17 protein-coding genes are annotated in these 19,427 nt (G+C 55.8%); 2 read left to right on the top strand and 15 right to left on the bottom strand.

Translation table 11 applies throughout. The features are described 5' to 3' along the window. The first annotated feature begins 329 nt into the window (after positions 1-329). Positions 330-1,901 (top strand): Mob protein, encoded by a 1,572-nt coding sequence (locus N6L27_RS22815; RefSeq protein ID WP_271909718.1) that lies wholly within the window; start codon positions 330-332, stop codon positions 1,899-1,901. Positions 1,902-2,311: 410 nt separating this feature from the next. Here the strand turns inward: N6L27_RS22815 and N6L27_RS22810 are convergent, their stop codons facing one another. The 15 genes from N6L27_RS22810 to dctP form a co-directional block, all read right to left on the bottom strand. Beyond that, on the bottom strand, positions 2,312-3,166 hold the full coding sequence (locus N6L27_RS22810) for a DMT family transporter (protein ID WP_271909717.1): 855 nt from the start codon (positions 3,164-3,166) through the stop codon (positions 2,312-2,314). 29 nt (positions 3,167-3,195) lie between these two features. Beyond that, complete coding sequence (locus N6L27_RS22805; protein ID WP_014873168.1) at positions 3,196-3,534, bottom strand: tRNA-binding protein; 339 nt, start codon at positions 3,532-3,534, stop codon at positions 3,196-3,198. 11 nt (positions 3,535-3,545) lie between these two features. Next, positions 3,546-4,610 carry a tartrate dehydrogenase gene (locus N6L27_RS22800; protein WP_271909716.1) on the bottom strand — a complete coding sequence of 355 codons (1,065 nt, stop codon included), beginning with the start codon at positions 4,608-4,610 and terminating at the stop codon, positions 3,546-3,548. A gap of 12 nt (positions 4,611-4,622) precedes the next feature. Beyond that, complete coding sequence (locus N6L27_RS22795; protein ID WP_271909715.1) at positions 4,623-6,077, bottom strand: NAD-dependent succinate-semialdehyde dehydrogenase; 1,455 nt, start codon at positions 6,075-6,077, stop codon at positions 4,623-4,625. A 122-nt stretch (positions 6,078-6,199) separates the two neighbouring features. After that, positions 6,200-6,691, bottom strand: coding sequence for an Lrp/AsnC family transcriptional regulator (locus tag N6L27_RS22790; protein WP_129369420.1), 492 nt, complete (start codon positions 6,689-6,691; stop codon positions 6,200-6,202). A gap of 18 nt (positions 6,692-6,709) precedes the next feature. Continuing rightward, complete coding sequence (locus N6L27_RS22785) at positions 6,710-7,432, bottom strand: haloacid dehalogenase type II (RefSeq protein WP_259943592.1); 723 nt, start codon at positions 7,430-7,432, stop codon at positions 6,710-6,712. A gap of 3 nt (positions 7,433-7,435) precedes the next feature. Beyond that, positions 7,436-8,791 carry an aminotransferase class III-fold pyridoxal phosphate-dependent enzyme gene (locus tag N6L27_RS22780; protein WP_271909713.1) on the bottom strand — a complete coding sequence of 452 codons (1,356 nt, stop codon included), beginning with the start codon at positions 8,789-8,791 and terminating at the stop codon, positions 7,436-7,438. Positions 8,792-8,916: 125 nt separating this feature from the next. After that, complete coding sequence (locus tag N6L27_RS22775; protein ID WP_259943578.1) at positions 8,917-9,543, bottom strand: TetR/AcrR family transcriptional regulator; 627 nt, start codon at positions 9,541-9,543, stop codon at positions 8,917-8,919. 3 nt (positions 9,544-9,546) lie between these two features. Then, complete coding sequence (locus N6L27_RS22770; protein WP_259943574.1) at positions 9,547-10,857, bottom strand: TRAP transporter large permease; 1,311 nt, start codon at positions 10,855-10,857, stop codon at positions 9,547-9,549. 2 nt (positions 10,858-10,859) lie between these two features. Next, positions 10,860-11,354: a TRAP transporter small permease gene (locus tag N6L27_RS22765; protein ID WP_271909712.1), complete on the bottom strand. Its 495-nt coding sequence runs from the start codon at positions 11,352-11,354 to the stop codon at positions 10,860-10,862. Positions 11,355-11,408: 54 nt separating this feature from the next. Next, a complete protein-coding gene (locus tag N6L27_RS22760; RefSeq protein ID WP_271909711.1) occupies positions 11,409-12,407 on the bottom strand; it encodes a TRAP transporter substrate-binding protein in 999 nt (332 codons plus the stop codon). 37 nt (positions 12,408-12,444) lie between these two features. Continuing rightward, entirely contained in the window at positions 12,445-13,566 is a 1,122-nt protein-coding gene (locus tag N6L27_RS22755) for a M24 family metallopeptidase (protein ID WP_259943566.1), read from the bottom strand. A 793-nt stretch (positions 13,567-14,359) separates the two neighbouring features. Further along, positions 14,360-15,649, bottom strand: a complete 1,290-nt coding sequence (locus N6L27_RS22750; protein WP_259943565.1) for a TRAP transporter large permease — start codon at positions 15,647-15,649, stop codon at positions 14,360-14,362. Next, positions 15,646-16,158 (bottom strand): TRAP transporter small permease, encoded by a 513-nt coding sequence (locus tag N6L27_RS22745; RefSeq protein WP_259943563.1) that lies wholly within the window; start codon positions 16,156-16,158, stop codon positions 15,646-15,648. The genes N6L27_RS22750 and N6L27_RS22745 overlap by 4 nt, the downstream gene beginning before the upstream one ends. Positions 16,159-16,296: 138 nt before the next feature. Continuing rightward, positions 16,297-17,295, bottom strand: coding sequence for a TRAP transporter substrate-binding protein DctP (dctP, locus tag N6L27_RS22740; protein ID WP_259943560.1), 999 nt, complete (start codon positions 17,293-17,295; stop codon positions 16,297-16,299). Positions 17,296-17,874: 579 nt separating this feature from the next. Here dctP and N6L27_RS22735 point away from each other — a divergent pair. Next, positions 17,875-19,308 carry an FAD-binding oxidoreductase gene (locus N6L27_RS22735; RefSeq protein ID WP_259943557.1) on the top strand — a complete coding sequence of 478 codons (1,434 nt, stop codon included), beginning with the start codon at positions 17,875-17,877 and terminating at the stop codon, positions 19,306-19,308. The last annotated feature ends 119 nt before the right edge of the window (positions 19,309-19,427 follow it).

The following is a 19,427-nucleotide window of genomic DNA, read 5'->3' as shown; positions in this document are numbered from 1 at the left end:
GTTCCCGAGAACACCAGCAGGCAACTCAAACCAAAACAAGCCACCCGAAAGTTCTTCAAGTGCAAGGCCGGGAACAGGCCGCGCAAGCACCCGCAGGGCTGCTGGAGCGCCTCCCCGGCGTAAGGGGCAGACGAGGTAGCTTCAGCTACCTATAGTCTGTCTCTTTGGGGAGCTTTCACGCGCATTTGTGCGCCTGTCTAAGCTGCCCAAGCCTCAGAAAAACTATATGGCAAAAGAGCTTATCCTCAAAATGAAGAGTTTCTGAGGCGGATCCGCGTTTTGCGTTTTCGCCGAGGCCGCGTACCCAATGAAAAAAGGAGTACCGCCTCATGGCCTACCAATACGTCCACGTCGAAACTTATACCCGGAAGCCGAAGCTGGTGAAGGGCACGAAAGATCAGCTTAACTCCGTTCAGCAGGTCTTCGAGGAAGCGCAGAGGTACCTGCACTATTGCAAGCATATAGAGAACCCGCGTGCGCCGGTTCCGGTTCTGAGTCACGGCGCCATCCCAATCAGCGAACTGCAGGCGCTGCATGACCGGCGCTGCTGTGAAATACGTGAAACAGTCACGGCGTCGTCCGGCAAGAGCTACACCCGCAGACTGCGTTCTGATGCGCCGACCTTGTACACAGAAGTTCATTCTCATCCAATTGCAGTCCGCGAGTTTCTGGCAGACCGGAAAAAGCACCAGCCGGTGATCAACAGATGGGCGAACCTTGCCTTGCAGGACTTCCGTAAACGGATGCCGCGGGGTATCCAGTTTGCTGCGACGTTCCACCTGGATGAGGCGAATGTGCATATGCACATTCTGGCGCTGAACATGAACGATCCGCGGCTGGATGCCAACAAGCTGCACGCCGGCAAAGTGGCGGCGGCGGATTACCGGGCCAGGCATGAGAAGCCGCGGACACTCTCGTCCCTGCCGAAGCCAGAATTGAAGCCGAAGCCGCGGAAACCAAAGAAGCCGCGCCCGAGCAAGAACCGGGTCACCCAGAAAAAGAATATGGCAAAACATGAACGGGCATTGGCTGAATGGGAGAAAGCCTGCGCCAGGGCGGAAGCTGCCAATGCCAAAAAGCTCGAGGCGTGGAAGAAGGAGAACGGGCGGCATCTACATGCCGCCCGGAAGAAGCGGAAAGAAAAGAACCCTGAAAAGGAAGCGTTTGATGCTGGGATGATACGCTTTCAAGACCGCTACTACGAAGCGGTCGGCAGGCCCTGCGGGCTTCTGCGCAAGGGACCGGGCCACGAGCGCCTGACCACAAAGCAATACGCTGCGCGCAAAGCCGGTGCCAAAGCCCGCGCGGAAGAGCAGCTGGCGAACCTTCGGTTCGAGACCCAGCTGGAAGTGCAAGAGCAGGCGCTGGAAGCGCAGGCCAAGGCCTTGGCAGAAAAAGAGAGCCGCCTTGCGGCAGAATATATTGCAATGAAAAAGAAGGAGGCAGAGGTCAGGGAAAGAGAAAAAGCGTTGGCGAGCCGGGAGAAGGAGGTTGAGGACAGGGAAAGATCGATAAAGGGTCAGGAAGAAAGGGCGGGAGCTGTTCAAAAGCGGGTTGAAGCAATTTCTTTAGGTTTGGAATTGATCCGCCGTGATCAATTGCATTGGATGGCCGGCAATGACGGGCGTGGAGGCAGGCTGGTGGCCGGCCCACGCGGCGGTCCGGAACGGCCGCTGCCGCTCAAGCTGCATGCACGGCTGTCGCCGGCGATGTCGCTCCTCGAGATCCTTTTGAAGATCATCGCGGAAATCATCGAGGATGCGCTGCACGAGCATCGCAGGGCGATTGCCAGGGATGCGCAAGCTTTGGCAGAATGCCGGCAGAAACTGGACCTGCCGGAGGATCCAGTGGTTGCTGCAATCTTCCAGCGCAATGATCAAGGCGAGAGGTTTGAGGTTTAGTTCCGGAGAGCCGCTCAGATTGATAGAGTTCAACAAGGGCGGAAATCAGTCACTCACTGCGCGAAGCTTCAATGCTCACTACGCGGGACAAAGTGAATTTTCGCTGCAAACTGCCTCGATGACGGGAAACTGCACTTTTGTCTACAGCAACCCACTAGAAGAGCAGGAAACGGATGTTCGCTGCATTGAGCAGTAACGGCAGCTTCGACTAACCGCGCTGCAGCGTTGTTAGCTTTCAGCAAACCGCAGAAATCCGAGCGACAGTCAGTGGGTAATCTCAGATAAGCACAACTGCGGTGCCCACAGAAATCAGAACGAAAACGCAAAAGCCCCAAAAAAGCAGCATTTTCGATCTGCGTGAGACGAGCGGCTTGTTCAGAGGCAACAGCGGACGTCGTTCCATTTTCCTTTTACCTTGTTTCAGCATTAGCCACGCACTTCGTCGGGCCTTTTGATCCGGAGTGAACGACGATACCACCCAAAGTGATAAAGGCTATCGCGGCGAAGACTTCCCAGCCTGGTTGGCCTAAGCCAAGTACAAGCATGAGTATGGTGGAGAATACCGGAGCTGAGTATCCCAGGACACCAAGCAGAGCAGCGTGACCTTGGCGCATTCCCAGATCCCAGAGAAAGAACGCACCTCCGGCAGGGCCCAAACCCAGCGCGGCGATGACCCAAACATCTGAGGCGGTCAGCGCCGGCAGGTTCGCACCCTTTGTCATCCACCAAAGCCCGCAAATCAGAGACGACGCAAAGCAGATTGTCGTCATAGCAGAGATAGCGTCTGACTGATCATGGCGGCGCAGGTTTGAGAACAGCGCCCAGAGAATTGCTCCAACAAAGGCAAGACCGTAGCCGAGTATCTCAGATAGCTGGAGTGCAAATCCATCTTTGCCGATCAGGATTAACACCCCGGCAAAACCAAGCGCGGCTCCAAGGTAACCCGGGAACCCGCTGCGCAGTTGGAAGAACAAGTTGCCAAGAATGATCAGGCAAGCAGGCCAGAGGTAGTTGATCAGCGACACTGAGATGGGATCTGCGTGATGGAAAGCTTCCAGATATGACAAGTGGTAAGCTGTCAAAAGCCCGGTAAACAGGATGGTGCGCCGGTCCAGCAGACGCACTGGCTTCCGGCCTGTTGCGGCACATATTGCAAGCCCCATGCCCGCCGCGATCGCAAAGCAGAACGTCAGGACCAGATAGGGCGGCAGGGAGGCTGAAAAGGCTCCAAGAACCCCCAATGTGCCCCAGGACAGAATGGCCAAAGTACCCAGTCCTGTGTGCCGGGCTGACATCAGAAGACTTCGCTTCCCAGAACCGCATCATGCGAGGGTTGCAGCAGGATAGTCTCGCCAGCCTCGTTCGGCACTCCCATGACCAGGACTTCAGATTTGAAACCGGCAATGTTACGTGGCGGCATGTTCACCACGCAAACGACGGGCCGTCCAAGCAGCTCTTCTTCGGAGTAGTTTTTGATCTGAGCGCTGGACCAGCGCTGGCCTAGGTCACCAAAATCAACGCAGACCTTGTAGGAGGGGTTGCGCGCGCGGGTGAAATCCTTGACCTCGACAATCTTGCCCAGGCGCATTTCCACCTTGGCGAAGTCGTCATAGACGATCTCTGCTTTGTTCATGTCATTGTTCCTTACGACAGTGCGGCCAGAATGGCGGCTTCCGATCCTGCAGTATCGGCAGTGCCGCCCAGATCGCGTGTCTTGGTGTCAGGATTTGCCAAAGAAGTTTCAATGGCTTGTTCGATATCGGCTGCGGCGTCTGCTTCGCCCAGATGCTCCAGCATCATGGCAGCGGTCCAGACAGCAGCAACCGGGTTGGCGACGCCTTTGCCTGCGATATCAGGCGCCGAGCCATGGACCGGTTCAAACATTGAGGGGTACTTGCCCTCCGGGTTGATGTTGGCCGAGGGCGCGATACCGATTGAGCCAGCGACAGCCGGACCCAGGTCGGACAGGATGTCGCCAAACAGGTTCGAGGCAACAACCACGTCAAACCAATCCGGATGCAGGACAAAATTCGCGGTCATGATGTCGATATGGAACTGGGCCGTACCGATACCTGGATGACGCTCGGCGGCGGCGGCAAAACGTTCGTCCCAGAACGGCATGGTGTGAATGATGCCATTCGACTTGGTGGCCGAAGACACATGTTTGCGCTTGCGGGTTTTGGCCACGTTGAACGCATAGTCCATGATCCGGTCCGTGCCGCGCCGGGTCAGGATGCTTTCCTGAATGGCGGCCTCGTTCTCCGTGCCCTGATAGACGCGCCCGCCGATCTCGGAGTATTCCCCCTCGACGTTTTCACGCACGATGATCATGTCGATGTCATCCGATCCACGCCCGGCCAGGGGCGAGTTAATGCCCTTCAACAGGCGCACGGGGCGAACATTGGCATATTGATCCAGTTCCCGGCGCAGCGGGATCAGCAGCCCCCAAAGCGACACGTGATCCGGAACACCGGGAAAGCCGACAGCCCCTAGAAAGATGCTGTCAAACGCCTTCATCTGCTCGATGCCATCTTCGGGCATCATACGGCCCGTGTCGTGATAGCGTTCGCAGGACCAGTCGAATTCGGTCCAGTCCACAGTGAAGTTGTGCTTTTGCGCCACAAGGTCAATGACGCGCTGACCGACCGGCAGAACCTCTTTGCCGATCCCGTCTCCGGGGATGGCTGCGATACGATATGTTTTTGTCATAGCCGGGATTCCTTACGCGATGCCGCCGATATGCAGGGTTTTGACTTCCAGGTATTCATCGATACCTTGATGCGCACCCTCACGGCCCAGACCGCTTTCCTTGATGCCGCCGAAGGGCGCGACCTCAGTGGCGAAGCCCCCGACATTGATACCGATCATTCCGGTTTCCAGCTCCTCGCTGACACGGAATGTGCGGGTCAGATCGTTGGTGTAGAAATAGGCTGCCAGCCCGTAGGGGGTGGCATTGGCCGCTGCAAGCGCTTCTTCCTCGGTGCCGAATTTGAAGAGCGGCGCGACAGGGCCAAAGGTCTCTTCATCGGCCACAATCATGTCTGAAGTCACCCCAGCTACAACAGCTGGGCTGATGAAGCGGGTGCTGGTGTCTTCCTGCGCCCCTCCGACAATTACAGATCCGCCCTTGGCAGTGGCATCGTCCAGATGTGATTTGATCTTGGCAATGGCAGCGTCGTTAATCATGGGACCAATTTCCACACCGTCCTCAAACCCGTCGCCCAACTTCATGTTTCCAACAACGGCTGCCAGCTTCTCAGCGAAGGCGTCGTAGACACCGGCTTGGACAAAAATCCGATTGGCGCAGACGCAAGTTTGCCCACCGTTTCGGAACTTCGAGGCCATGACACCTTCGACAGCAAGATCCAGATCGGCATCGTCGAAGATGATGAAAGGAGCGTTGCCGCCCAGCTCCAGGCTGAGGCGTTTCATAGTGCCCGCGCATTGCTCCATAAGCAGTTTGCCCACACGGGTGGAGCCGGTGAAAGACAGCTTGCGCACCGCAGGGCTGCCGGTCAGTGCTCCACCGACACCTGCAGGGTCCCCTGTGACAATGTTGACCGCCCCGGACGGAAAGCCCGCGCGTTCCGCCAGCACGCCGAGTGCGAGGGCAGTGAATGGCGTGAACTCCGAAGGTTTGATAACAACCGGGCAGCCTGCAGCCAGCGCCGGAGCGATTTTCCGGGTGATCATCGCCGCCGGGAAATTCCAGGGCGTGATGATCGCGCAGACGCCGACGGGCTGTTTCTGCACGATAATGCGGCGGTCCTGCACCGGGCTGGGGATAGTTTCGCCATAGACGCGCTTACCCTCTTCGGCGAACCATTTCACGAAAGACGCGGCATAGGCGATTTCGCCTTTGGCTTCGGCGAAAGGTTTGCCCTGCTCCAGGGTCATGAGCGTAGCCAGGTCATCCTGAGATTCCATGATCAGGTCGAACCACTTCTCCAGCAGCGCGCCACGATGAGCTGCAGTGGTTTTGCGGAAGGTCGCAAAGCAAGCCTCGGCAGCTGCAATTGCGCGATCCGTTTCGTCGGAACCGCAGTTCGGCACAGTGCCGACAACAGAAAGTGTTGAGGGGTTGTCAACTTCGATTGTCACGCCGTTGTCGGCGTCGATCCATTCGCCCGCGACCAGGTTTTTCTGACGAAACAGAGAGGTATCTTGAAGGTTCATAATTTCCAACTCCAGCAGTTAGGAAAATTCTATCGGGTTTGCGCGAGGGAGAATCGTGAATTTGCCAGCCGAGCAGCACTCCGTGCCACATTTGGCCCGGCTTCAACATTTTGTGCCGTACCTTAGTCGCGGTCGACCAGATCCTGGATCGGCACGCTGTGCTTTTCTACAACCGGCTTAATCACGATGTATGAGAAGTACTTATCGATGCCGAGGTTCCGCTCCAGAAGATCCTCCATGATCTCCTGATACTGGGACACACCGCGCGCGACAAACTTCAACAAGTAGTCGTACCCGCCGCTTAGCAAGTAGCAATCCACCACATTGTCATGCTTTCGGATTTCGTTTTCGAACCGCACGAAGTCCTTGCGGCGGTGGTCTGCAAGTGTGACTTCGGTGAAAACCGTTACGTGCTCAGCCAGTTTCTTGAGGTTGATGACGGCCCGGTAATTCTGGATGTAGCCTGCTTTCTCAAGCCGCTTCACCCTTTGCAGGCAGGGGCTGGGAGACAAGCCCACAGCCTCTGCCAGATTCACATTGGTAATGTTGCCCTGCGCTTGCAAGGTGGAAAGAATATTGATGTCGATCCGGTCGAGCTTCGGCGTCCCCACCATATTCTTTCCTCCCGTTTCTTAGCCCGCCAACTCTGCCTGATGGGCCTTTGCCATGTCCATCATGCTGTTGAATTGGAAGTTATATTTCGGCATCTCGCCAGGGTTCATGGTAGCACCAAAACCTTCCTGGTCGTGCCGGCGGTAGATCCAGCAATTGGCCAGCCCGAATTTGTTGGCGGGTGCGTGGTCGTGGAACATGCTTTCAGCGGTGTGCAGAATTTCATGCTTCTGAATACCCTGACGCGCGAGCATTTCGAGCATGTAGTCGAAATTGCGGTCGAACGGCTTGTAGCTGCCCACGTCCTCTGCGGTGTAGACGCCGTCGAAATGCACACCCAGGCGGGTGTTGGCCCCCGAGAAGGTGAGATTGTCGGTGTTGGTCAGCACCACCAACTTGAAGTGCTTCTTCAGGTAGGTCAGAGCCTCTATGGTATCGTCGAAAGCCGGCCAGTGACGCGCTGACCTTCCGTAGGCCTCACATTCTTCCCAGGTGACTTCGACACCCCATTCCTCCGCCAGGCGGCGGTACACCACGGGCAGCAGCTCGTAATACTTCTTCGAGGGCGTATAACGCTGCGTTGTGCTTTCGTAAAAGGCGTGGGCCTCAAGAATGTCGTCGCGCGACAGGCTGCGGCTCACCCGGTCTGTCAGGGGTTTCAAGCCGGTGACCATTCCGGTTTCCCAGTCGAGCAAGGTGCCATAGACGTCAAAGGTCAGTGCTTTGAAATCGCTCAGTTTCATGTCTTATCCTTTCAGATCCAGAAGGGTGTTCAGGGTCGCACGGAGACGGGTAATCAGCAGATCTACCTCAGTCTCAGAGATGCAGATGGGCGGGGCAAGACCGATCACGTCATCGGCAAATGCACGGAAAATGACGCCGTTCTCGTAACCTGCTTTGGCGAGGCGGGCGGCAACGTTCATTTCCTTGGCTGGTTTTGCCTTGGTGGATTTGTCAGTGACGATCTCCACAGCTGCCAGCAGTCCTTTGGCCCGGACATCACCGACCAGCGGGTGATCCAGCAGAGTTTTCAGCTGCGCCTCGAAGTAGGCGCCAACCTTCTTCGAGTTTTCGATCATACCGCCCTCGTAGAGCTTGATGACCTCGAGAGCGACAGCTGCGCTGACAGGATGCCCCGAATAGGTGAAACCATGCCCAAACGGCACGCCTTCCGGCGCGGCATCGGCGATGGTCTGATAGACGTCATCCGAAACAAACACCGCACCCATAGGCGCATAGCCCGAGGTCAGGCCTTTGGCGGTTGTCAGGAAGTCAGGCGTCAGCCCTTCGTGCTCGCAGCCAAACATCGGCCCGGTCCGGCCAAAGCCCGTGATGACTTCATCCACAATGAACAGGATGCCCAGTTCGCGGCAGGTGTCCTGCATAGCCTTGGCATAACCCTCCGGGGGTACGATCACACCACCTGAGCCCTGGACCAGTTCCATGATGAATGCAGCAGTGTATTCAGCACCAAGCTCTGCAACTTTGGCTTTCAGGTTGGCGACGCCATGCGCGATGATTTCCTCATCTGAGATTGCTTCGTTGCGATACGGATAGGGCGAAGCAATGTGGTGCTGCCATTGCATCGGCAGATCGAACTTGTCGTGAAAGACCGGCAGAGCAGTCAGTCCGGCACCGTTCGAACTGGAGCCGTGGTAGCCCTTTTCCAGCGCGATGAAGTGCTTCTTGGAGCTTTCGCCGCGGGCGTTGAAGTAGTAGCGAACCATGCGGATCACGGTATCCACCGCATCCGAACCGCCCAGAGTGAAGAACACGTGGTCCAGATCGCCAGGAGACAACTCGGCGAGCTTGGCCGCCAATTCAATTGCCGGCTCGCTGCCAAAGTGGAAATACCCGGTTGCATAGGGCAAGCGCTGCATTTGCTCAGTGGCAGCGGCAACAACATTCTCGTGGCCGTATCCTGCGTTGACGCACCACAGACCTGCAAAGCCGTCGAGCAGTTCATTGCCCTCGGAGTCAGTCAGGAAGACACCCTGCCCCGATTGCATAACAGTTACACCCCGTTTTTCGTGGGCGCGGATTGGAACCACAGGATGGAAATAGTGGGCCCGGTCTTTTTCGATAAGAGAGTTGGATCGCATCGGTTTCTTTCCCGTATGAGCTTTCAATCGAGGGTAAGGGAAACTGCCGGAAGGAAAGTGCGTTTTGCAGCCGGGAACGGCATTTTCAGCCGTCGTTTTTCCTTTGACAGCATTTTATGCTGCATCTACCCGGCTGACTTTGCGGGAATTAAAGTGGATCGTGCTCTGAGAAGCCAGTTTTGCAGCATATTCTGAAAGTATGCCGGATCATCGCGCCATTGGCTTTGGAATGCCATGCCGCGAACGAGGCACATGAATTCATTCATCATGGCTTGCCGTATGTCTGCGCTACAGCCGAACGCCGCGAGCTCGACGTGCCAGACGTCATTGAGCGCCTCGTTGAATTTTTGGGATTCTGCAGCGACATAGGCCAGTTCTGTCTCATTCACGCGGGCTTCGGACAGGTAATCCATGGACACCTGAAAAATTCCGCTTTGGTATCTTTCCCAGATGTACTCGGTCAGGGCTTTCAGTCGGTTTTGGCCAGGTTGCAGTGTCCGGGTGAAACTGCGCAGTAGATCCGCCTCGCGGCAAAGCATCTCAGCATAGGCCGCCTGAATGAGTTCCTTGCGTGATGGGAAATGGTGCAGCATCGCTCCCCGCGACACGTTGGCCTGGCGGGCGATGTCTTGTGTTGACGTATGCGCCAATCCCCGATCAACGATCAGGAACTGTGCTGCTTCCAATATCCGGGCCTGGGTCGCCGCGGACCTTTCGGCCTGGGTTCGCCTTGGTTTGCTGGATGCCTTCATGTCTTAGCCTGCCAGATACGCTGGAAGCCAAAGCGCAATTTGCGGAAAGACGACCATCAGCAGTACGGCGAAACACATCAAAAGGAAGAAAGGTATCGCATAGACCGCCACCTTGTGGATCGGCACGCCAGAAAAGCCCTGAATGACAAACAGATTGAATCCAACAGGCGGTGTCATCTGGCCCAGCTCGATCATGATAACCAGGAAAATGCCATACCAGATTGGGTCAAAACCAGCGGCGACGACGACAGGCAGAGTGATCGGCAGGCTCATCACGATGATCGAAATGCCATCCAGGAAGAACCCGAGCAGAATGTAGAATAGAGCCAGTGAAGCGATCAGGACATAGGGGGACAGGTTCAGAGCATCGATCGCCACTGCAATGTTGCGCGGGATGTGCATGTAGCCGATGGCGGACGACAGAAAGGCTGCACACATCAGGATTGAACAGACCATGCAGGAGGTTTTGAGCGCATTGATCAGCGACTCCGCCAGCATGGCGCGCGACAATTGCCGGCTGGATGCCGCGAAACAGAGTGCGGCAAAGACACCGATGGCTGCTGCTTCAGAAGGTGTTGCCCACCCGGTATAAATCGAGCCCAGAACCACCAGGATAAGGCCAAAGACCGGAGCAAGGTTTCCCAGAATAGCACTTGGCCGGGCGTCCTCCTTACTGATTGCGTCCTTGGGTGCAAGTGCTGGTGTAATCGCGCATCTTGCGGCCAGATAAACGGCATAAAATGCTGCGATCATGAGGCCGGGAACCACACCTGCGATGAAGAGTTTTGCAATCGAAACTTCGGCCAGAACCCCGTAGATGATCAGGACAATGGATGGCGGAATGAGAAGCCCAAGGCTGCCAGCACCGGCAAGGGAGCCAAGCGCGAGACTTTGGGAATATCCCCGCTGGTTCAACTCACTTGTGGTGATCCGGCCGACAGTGGCAGTCGTCGCCGCGCTGGATCCGGAAACGGCGGCAAAGAGAGCTGATCCCAAAACATTGGTATGCAGCAACCCTCCAGGAATTTTTGATACGAGCGGAGAGAGACCTTTGTAGAGCCGTTCGGAAATGTCCGTCCGGAACATGATTTCTCCCATCCAGATGAACATTGGAACAGCGGCAAGTTCCCAGGAGGAGGCGCTTCGCACAATGATCCGACTGGCAATCGCTCCGATCTTGTCAGGCGGGAAACCCATGAAGGCGAACAGCGAAACTGCCGCAGCGGTGGCGAGAGCAAGAAATACCCACATACCAGTCGCCAAAACAGCGAGCATCAGAATGAAAACGGCGAGTGCTGTTGTAACGGGGTCCATGATTAGCCCTCCTGTGTCTTTGGAATAAATGGGCGGATGGCAAGGGCCGATAGTTGCAGCACCAGCAGGCAAGCGCCGGCAAAGACAATGGCATCCGGTATCCACAATGGGACTTCGGCCACGCTTTCGCTGACTGCGCCGCGCTTCCAGTTCTTGATCAAGTTGCGCCACAGGAATGTGCAGAAGTAGGCCCCGAGACCTGTTGCGCAGGCAGCCACGATGAATTCGGTCGCTTGCTTAATTCTGCGCGGGAGCCTGAGTGTAACCAAGTTTACCTGGATCATGCCTCCGTCCCGCAGTGTCCAGGACAGCGATAAGAAGGTGATCGACAGAACCGCAAAGCCAATGAACTCATCCAGGACATGGGTCGAGGTATCGAATAAAGTCCTCATGACGGTTTCCAGCAGGATGTGGGAAACGGCGTATATGAGAATGGCAGCCGCGCAAATCAGGGCGGAATAGGACACAGCATCAATCGCACGCAGAAGAAGTCGCATGGTATTCTCCAGGATCGTCGGTGGCTTCAGGAGACGCCACCGACTTGTGGGGTGTTATTGAGCTTTCGCTGCATTGAAGGCGTCGATCAGGGCTTGCCCCCGGGCGCCGGTGGTCTCCAGCCAGTCGTTCAGTGCAGCTTTGCCGGCGGCTTGCAGGGCGGTCCGGTAGGTGTCGTCGTCCGATGTGACCACAGACACTTTGTTTTCAGCCAGCTGACCGTAGGTTGCGGCAAGACGATCCGGGATCGCAGCCCAGTTCTGATCGCGGGTTTCGGCGGCTGCTTCGAGGACAGCAGCCTGCTGCTCTGCGCTGAGATCATCGAAGGTGTCCTTCGAGATGTGTACGAAATTCAGAGGGATCGCGTAGTTGTAGATCTCAGTGAACGTGTCGAAGTGTTCCCAGAAGCTGCCTGAAACCCCGCCCTCGGCAGAGGTTAGAACCGCATCAATTGCGCCGGTCGAGATCGAAGGAACAACGTCTGCCCAGGACAGGCGAACTGCGGCTGCGCCCAGTTCGTTCAGGGCTGTGGTGCCGTTCTTGTCATAGGTGCGGATTTTCAGGCCCGCCAATGCATTGGTGGAAATTTTTGGGTCACGGGCCCAAATGCCCGACGGCGGCCAGGGAGAGGCGTAGAGCAAGATTTGGTCGTTATCTTCAAAGACCTTTTTGAACTCGGGTTCAGCCACCTTGTACAGCAGTTCCGCTTCTTCCACCGTGGTCACGAAGAACGGCAGCGAAGAGATCAGGAACAGCGGATCAATGCCACCAAGCGCGCCGCCATAGGTGTCGGCAATTTCCAGGGCTCCCTCGCCCACGGCGTCAAAGTGATCAGCCGATTTGTAGCCCAGAGCGCCGCCATAGTGGACAACGACTTCGACAGACCCGCCGGTTTTTTCGGCGACCAATGAGGCAAAGCGCGCATCGCCAACCCCATGGATAGAAGTGGCCGAATACTCATTGGAAAGGTTCAGGGTGACATCAGCCGCATTTACAGCGGCGCCGGTGACAGCGAACGAAAGCGCCGCGACGCTTGCGAGAAGCATGTGTTTCATTTGGTTTCTCCTTGTTGGTTTGGTTTTGATTTGGACGTCAGCTGCCCAGTGTCATTGACGCAATGTCATGGGGCATGTCGGTCAGCATCTCGTAGCCGTCATTGGTGATCAGAACGGTGTCCGAGTGGCGGAACCCGCCCTGGCCGCGCCAGTAGATGCCCGGCTCGATGCTGATCACCATGTTCTCCTGCAGGACATCGTCACTGCCTTCGGCAACCCAGGGGCCTTCGTGACCTCCCATGCCGATCCCATGGCCAGTGCGATGCAGGAGATTGTTCCCAAAGCCCTCGGCGCGAAGAAACTCCATCACCTCGTGGTCGACTTCGTGGCAGCTGACGCCTGGGCGCAAAGCTGCGAAGCCAATCTTTCCGGCTTCGACCATGGTGTTGAAGACCTCGGCATCTTCTTTGCGGGGAGAGGTCACAAAGAAGGTGCGTTCAGTTTCCGCGGAATAGCCATTCACACGCAGGAAAGAGAGGCCGACATTCGGCCCTTCAATCAGCGTGTCCGAGGGCTCTGGAAAGCGGTGCGGCTGGGCACTGTAGGGTGCGGCCCAAATGCCCTGCCAGATGTTTGAAATATAGGGGTCTAGATACCCCTCTTTTTGCGTGATTTCCTCTCGCAACAGGCTGTTTGCCTTGTCCGTGTCCGCGATGCGGCCACCCTGGCGGGCCAAATCCATTGCTAGCTTCAGGCCACGGTCTGAATACTTCGCCGCCTTACGGATGGCAGCAACCTCGTAAGGGCTTTTGACCATGCGGAGCTGTTCGACATAAGGCAGGACCTGAGGCGACCAGCTGGACAGCGCCACCAGCAATTCACCGGTGATCGACATTTCGACGCCAATGTTTTCATCGGCAGGCAACACAGATTGCAGCGCTTCTATGTAGCTGCCGCCGGCCGGTGCGGGGTAGTCGATATATTCGACGATCTGGTGCGGCACAGCGATGGTCGCCATGTTTTCGGCTTCGATCCGGGGTGTCAGAAAGACCGGTTGGTTACCCGGACGGACGACAATGAAGAAGGGGCGTTCAAAGGGTTCGTAGCGGAAACCAGTGAAGTAAAAGATGCTGTCTTTCGTCGAAATCAGAAAGGCGTCCAGGCCTGCCTTCTTGATTTTCTCTTCGAGAGCGGAGAAGCGGGTTTGGTGTTCGAGCATGGTCTTCCTCAACTAACAATCAGGACTGACTGTTTCTTTATTGAGGCCTGTTCTGCCCGGCGTTTTCTGCTCTTCTCGGCCGGGATTCAGCATAGGATGCTTTGGGGGCGGCGGCTGCCAGCATAATCTGTTTTCACCCTGACGAGCGGGGAAATTGGCAGCTCGTGACCGAACTCTGCCTTAGTCTAAGGCTTAAGTGTAAGTTTAGCTCGTTCGTGCCTAAACTTGTTCCTCCAAAACTATGAAAGCCGGCGGTTAGGCCGGCTTTCAAAAGGTATGTCTTGGAATTTCAGTGCTGGTACACTCCGCGGAAGAACTCATGCCAGCGAAGCGACAACCATTGCTCCGATGACGGCGAGGCCAGTTGCAACAAACCCGAAAAGTTCCACCGTGTTCTTGAGGTCTTTGGTCATTTTCGTCTCCTGTGAATGATGTTGGCAAGCTCTGTTGTTGAGCTTGGGATAACTTTTAAGACACTGCTTTTTCTCAATAAACCACCAAGTCATCATCCCCGGTATGCCAGCTGCGCATGCCTTGAGAGAGTGAATTTCGCATCACTCTCCTTTGGCGGAATTTTGTACTGCTGCGGCGTTGGCAGGAAGCAAATTCTGCTGTAGCTCTCCGTCAGGGGCGATTTGAAGCACTCCTGAACTCAAAAAATGCGTTTCCGGGAATCGCTGCCGTCAATAGCAGAGGCCAAAGGCGGAGAAGACAAACAGGCCGCACCTGCGAAGGTGCGGCCTGTTCTTTCTTCAAAACTCAGTTCCAGCTGCGGAAGAACCGGATTTTGGGATCACCCCAAAAGCAGCTCGGGCAACCAAAGAGCAATCTCCGGAACAAATGTCGTCAGAGCCAGGGTTGGAAGCCACGCGAAGATGATGAAAATCAGCGTCGGCAGCAACATGCTGGAAACTGGCGTCTTGGTGATTTTCGCGCCGAGGTACAGCAAGGGGGCAGTAGGCGGCGTAATGTTCGCCATTCCAAGGTTGACCCCCAACACAGCGGCAAAATGGATCGGGTCCATTCCTACGCCTTGCACGATCGGCAGCAGGATCGGTGTCGACAGCAGCAGGCCAGAGATGTCGTCCATCAGCATACCGATCAGGATCATGACCAGGTTGACCATCAGCAGGATCACAATCGGGTTCTCTGACACAGAGTAGACCAGATCCTTTGCGATGTTCGGGATATCCTCAAAGATCAGGAATTTGCTGACGATAAGCACCATGAAGATCATCACCATGACGACGCCGATGATCACACCTGAATCCGTCAGCGCTTCAACCAGAGCCCGCCAAGTCAGGCCGCGGTAGACATAGATTGCCACAGGAATAGCGTAGACGACCGCAACGCCGGCGGCTTCTGTCGGTGTCATGATACCGCCGTAGATGCCCCCCAGAATGATGAGCGGCATCAGCAAAGCCGGAAAGGCCAGAGTCGCCTTTTGCCGGAATGCCATGCCAAACTCCTGCGGGCGCTCCAGCAATTCGATGTCATCATATTTGCGCAGCATGAACTGGTTCACAGCGATAAGCAGAGTTATCAAAATAAGCGCAGGGACGACTGTCGACAGAAAGCACTTGAGCACCGATTGCTGCGCCACCCAGCCATAGAGAATATGGTTTCCGCTGGGCGGGATCAGAAGGCCCAAGGGGCTTGCGCAAACGATCAGCGCGGCCGATTGCCCTTCGGGGTAATTCGCGCGGCGAAGATGCGGCATCATGATGCTGCCGATACAGGTCAGCGTCGCATTGGCGGCACCGGAAATGGATCCGAAAATCCCGCATGCCAGAACGGTTGCTGCGCTCAACCCGCCTTTCAGGTGGCCGATGAACAGTTCGGCAAGGCTGACAAGCGGAGCCGCGATTTTGCCGCGCTCCATGATTGTCCCGGCAATCATGAAGAGAGGGATCGCCAGCAAAACCAGGGAACGCAGTTTCGTCGAACCCGACGGCAGGTAGCCCGAAACTTCGTGCCCTCCCATGGCCGCAAGGAAAAGAAGAACCGCACCAAATGCCACATAAACGCTAACACCCAGCAGCAGCATGCCGCAGATAATGACCAGACTGCCTGCAATGATCATTGGCCAGCCTCCTCTGACTTTTTCATTTCGCCCGCGTCCGTGTCGTCTCCGTACTCAACTTCGACGCCTCTGATATGCGCGTAGAGATACGCCGCGGCAAAAATTGTCATGAAGAAGAAGCCAAGGAAGATTGAGATCCGCCAAGCGAAGTATGGGATCTTCAGGGCCGGGGTGGTTTTCCAGATCGGGTATTTCGCCAGCTCTTCTGCCAGCATCAGGTAGCCCCAGTAGAGAATGGCTGCGGTCACCACCAGTTCAATGGTCAGCACGATCAGCCGGCGCCACCATCGCAGTCTTGGGTTTGTGATGATAATCCCGAGGATGTCTGCATTGATGTGGTGTCCGCGTTCGGAGGCCAAAGCTGATCCAGCAAAGAACCCCCAGAAACAGGCAGTCAGCAGCCATTCTTCATAGGCGAACAGGTCGCCGTTGAAACCATACCTGATAATGACGACCAGAAAGAACGTGACCGACATCAGCAAGCCGCTGAAAATCACGATCCAGCGCATCACTCTCAGGGAACCCTGAAGAGGCGATGCGATACCCTTTGGTAATATCTCGGCTATGTGCGCCATAGAGTTCACCCTGCTGTAAGTGCATACACTTGGGCCGGCCTCTCGGCCGGCCCTGCTTGCGATGTCAGTTGCTTATTTAAGGCTGGACAGAAGGCGCTCGATATTTGCCTTGCCAACGCTGTCTTCAAGCATGGGCCAGATTTCAGCACGAACCTTGCTTGCCATTGCCTGCTGCTCCGCCGGCGAAAGCTTGAGGATGGTGTAGCCGCTTTCGATCAGCTTCTGTTCGAACACTGCGTCATTCTCGCGGTTGTAGGCGAAGAAGTCGTCCGATGCCTTCGTGAACGCGGCTTGAACCGCCGTCCGCTGCTCTTCGTTCAGCTTTTCCCAGGTCTTTTCTGAAATGTAATAGGAGGTGTTCTCCGGGATCGAATTGTACTGGACGAAATGTGTGCCGACGTCGCTCTTTGCAAAGATCGAGTAAGTTGCAGTCTTCGTGCAGCATATTGCGCCATCAACAATGCCCGACTGAATTGCAGGGAAGATGTCGCCCCACGACATGGTTGTCGCCTGGTAGCCGAGGGTCTCGACCATCGATTTCACGACGTTCGAGGACCAGACACGAATGTTCATGTTCTTGGCGTCGAAGTTGTTCCAGTTGGCCGGCTCTTCAGTGGCCACGATGCCGACAAAACCTTCCGGGTTTTGACCGAGCAGGCGCACACCATGGTCAGAAAGGGTTTCCTGAATGATGGTGTTGAACTCGGAATCCAGGTCGCGCATCACCGAGTTCATCTCGTCCCAATCGCTCACAAGAAACGGCATGGACAGGATTTCAAGACGCGGGTCGGTGTCTGCATAAAGAAATGCAGCGGCAAAATCGATGTTCCCGCGGGCAACATCTTCCAGCAGTGCTTCGCCGGACCCAAGCTGGTTTGCTGGGAACACCGAAATCTTCAGGCCTACATCTGCGGCCTCAATGTCTGCTTTGACCTGTTCCATCATTTTGGAACCCTGGTGATCTACCGGGAAAACCCCGGCGAACTTCAGCCGCATATCGGCGGCAAATGCGGGCGCGGCAAGCTGCAATGCAACAGATCCAGCTGCCAGATATTTCAGGAATGTTTTCATCTTCAGTATCTCTCCTCATGACCGAAGGTTTTCGTGGTCGAGGGTGTTCCCGCGCGCGTCCTCGTCGTGCGCTGCTGTGAGAGCGTCAGCAGAGCGAACAAGGTCTGCAGCGTTTTGCGAGCCAGCCTGCCGAGACCACCGCCAGCCAATCGCCTGTGTCCGCAGGGTCATAAAACTGTGGTGTTTCCGGCATCACCAAAGGTTCCCCTCCTCCTCTTTGGTTCAATCAGAGTAGGAGCACGGCAAATCCTGATTATGCTGAAGGCTGCAGTGAAACGGCAGAATCTGTGGGCTTAATCAGGTCCTTCAGTGCCATCTTTTGTGCTGCGCCGCTTGCCGTCAGTTTGTCGATTCTAACGCTCATTTTTTTACTTACGGCCTGCCTTTGGCGGGTTGCGGCTTGGTGTCTGCATCTCGTGATCTTGGCGGGGCGTTCGTTCAGAGATCTATGAGACGGCAAACAGTTTGATGGCCCAAACTTCTGCCAAGGCGGCACAGAATGCCTTTTCCGGACAGGAAAACAAAATTTCATGAAGCGAACGCCCATTACCATGCCGGTCAAACACAAGAGGGTGCGTGATGACTCCATATGAACAAGTGCTGGCGGAGCTGCCGGCAGAGATCGTGGTGAACGACAAAGACATAATCAACGGTTACACAACTGACTTCCGGAAGAAGTATACCGGCGAAAGCCCCGCACTGCTGCGACCCCGTTCGACAGATGAAGTGGCCTCAATTGTCAAACTTTGCAATCTGCACAGCGTCGCCCTTGTCCCGGTCGGTGGCAACACAGGATATTGCGGCGGCGCGACCCCGGACGAAAGCGGCCAGCAACTGCTGATCAGCTTGCAGCGCATGAACAAGATCCGGGAGGTGGATGCCGACAACCTCTCGATCACTGTTGATGCGGGATGCATTCTCTCTGAGATCCATGAAGCGGCGGAACAGGAGAACTTGATGTTCCCCTTGTCGCTTGGCTCTCAGCAATCGTGCCAAATTGGCGGGAACATTTCGACAAATGCCGGAGGGGTTTCGGCAGTTCGCTACGGGATTACTCGGGACCTGGTTCTGGGCCTCGAGGTCGTGCTGCCGGATGGCCAAGTGCTCAGCAACCTGTCCCCGCTGCGGAAGGACAATCGAGGGTATGCGTTGCATCAGCTTCTGATTGGCGCTGAAGGCTCGCTCGGTATCGTTACAGGAGCCTCTTTGCGTCTGTTTTTGCCCGCGGCGAGTCGCGTCACTGCCTTTCTGGCGATCAATGAGATCAGTGATTTGATGCCGCTCTTGGCAAAAGCTCAGCGGTATACAGGTGAGGCGGTCACGTCGTTTGAATACATCTCTGGTGCATCTCTCGACCTTCTCTTTGCCGGCAAACCTGAATTGCGCCACCCCATTCAAACTCCTTCCGAACATTTTGTGCTGATCGAGGCCGCATCGTCCTCCCCGGTTCTGGGCCTCGACCAGGCCATCGAAGCGTTTTTTGAGGATGGAATGTCCGGCGAAACAATCGTGGACGGTGTCATTGCAACAAGCGAACAGCAAAGACAGGACTTTTGGAACCTGCGTGAACACATCCCCGAAGGTGAAGTGCTCAACGGCGGCTCAGTGAAGCATGATGTTTCTGTTCGTATCTCTGATATGGCCAGGTTCATTGAACTTGGCTCCGATCTCGTCAATCGGTACGGGCAGGGAGCCCGTCTTTCTGTTTACGGCCATGTTGGGGATGGCAATGTACACTTCAACGTGCTTGCCCCGGAAGGTGCCGAGTCTCCAGCCTACCTCGATGAAGTGAGTGCAAAGGTTTCTCCCTGCATTTATGACCTCGTCGCAAAACTCGACGGCTCATTCAGCGCTGAATACGGACTTGGGCAGGACAAGCTGCCACTTGATCAAATCTATGGAGACCCGATCAAACGGCAATTCATGAACGCATTGAAGAATGCCTTTGACCCTCTAAGTGTCATGAACCCAGGCAAAGTGGTTAGTGGTCACACAGGTACTCATTTGAAGTGAGCTACTCCCCAATCGTTGGACAGCTTTCGGCGTAACTTAAGCTACTCTCTGCTCCTGCTGACCTGTTTGGGTTTCGTCTTTTCTCAGCCAATAAACCACGGCCGGAGGTTTGCCACCAA

The sequence above is a fragment of the Leisingera sp. SS27 genome, from assembly GCF_028368855.1.
Classification (GTDB): domain Bacteria; phylum Pseudomonadota; class Alphaproteobacteria; order Rhodobacterales; family Rhodobacteraceae; genus Leisingera.
Note: the sequence above shows the minus strand (reverse complement) of the source record. Positions and strands in the feature narration are given on the sequence as shown.

Bases quoted from the DNA above. Each gene is read 5' to 3' on its own strand.
- N6L27_RS22755 (WP_259943566.1), bottom strand. From the start codon at position 13,566: ATGCTCGAACACCAAACCCGCTTCTCCGCTCTCGAAGAGAAAATCAAG.
- N6L27_RS22780 (WP_271909713.1), bottom strand. From the start codon at position 8,791: ATGCGATCCAACTCTCTTATCGAAAAAGACCGGGCCCACTATTTCCAT.
- N6L27_RS22735 (WP_259943557.1), top strand. From the start codon at position 17,875: ATGACTCCATATGAACAAGTGCTGGCGGAGCTGCCGGCAGAGATCGTG.
- N6L27_RS22750 (WP_259943565.1), bottom strand. From the start codon at position 15,649: ATGATCATTGCAGGCAGTCTGGTCATTATCTGCGGCATGCTGCTGCTG.
- N6L27_RS22760 (WP_271909711.1), bottom strand. From the start codon at position 12,407: ATGAAACACATGCTTCTCGCAAGCGTCGCGGCGCTTTCGTTCGCTGTC.
- N6L27_RS22745 (WP_259943563.1), bottom strand. From the start codon at position 16,158: ATGCGCTGGATCGTGATTTTCAGCGGCTTGCTGATGTCGGTCACGTTC.
- N6L27_RS22805 (WP_014873168.1), bottom strand. From the start codon at position 3,534: ATGAACAAAGCAGAGATCGTCTATGACGACTTCGCCAAGGTGGAAATG.
- N6L27_RS22815 (WP_271909718.1), top strand. From the start codon at position 330: ATGGCCTACCAATACGTCCACGTCGAAACTTATACCCGGAAGCCGAAG.
- N6L27_RS22790 (WP_129369420.1), bottom strand. From the start codon at position 6,691: ATGGTGGGGACGCCGAAGCTCGACCGGATCGACATCAATATTCTTTCC.
- N6L27_RS22765 (WP_271909712.1), bottom strand. From the start codon at position 11,354: ATGCGACTTCTTCTGCGTGCGATTGATGCTGTGTCCTATTCCGCCCTG.
- N6L27_RS22795 (WP_271909715.1), bottom strand. From the start codon at position 6,077: ATGAACCTTCAAGATACCTCTCTGTTTCGTCAGAAAAACCTGGTCGCG.
- N6L27_RS22785 (WP_259943592.1), bottom strand. From the start codon at position 7,432: ATGAAACTGAGCGATTTCAAAGCACTGACCTTTGACGTCTATGGCACC.
- dctP (WP_259943560.1), bottom strand. From the start codon at position 17,295: ATGAAAACATTCCTGAAATATCTGGCAGCTGGATCTGTTGCATTGCAG.
- N6L27_RS22775 (WP_259943578.1), bottom strand. From the start codon at position 9,543: ATGAAGGCATCCAGCAAACCAAGGCGAACCCAGGCCGAAAGGTCCGCG.
- N6L27_RS22770 (WP_259943574.1), bottom strand. From the start codon at position 10,857: ATGGACCCCGTTACAACAGCACTCGCCGTTTTCATTCTGATGCTCGCT.
- N6L27_RS22800 (WP_271909716.1), bottom strand. From the start codon at position 4,610: ATGACAAAAACATATCGTATCGCAGCCATCCCCGGAGACGGGATCGGC.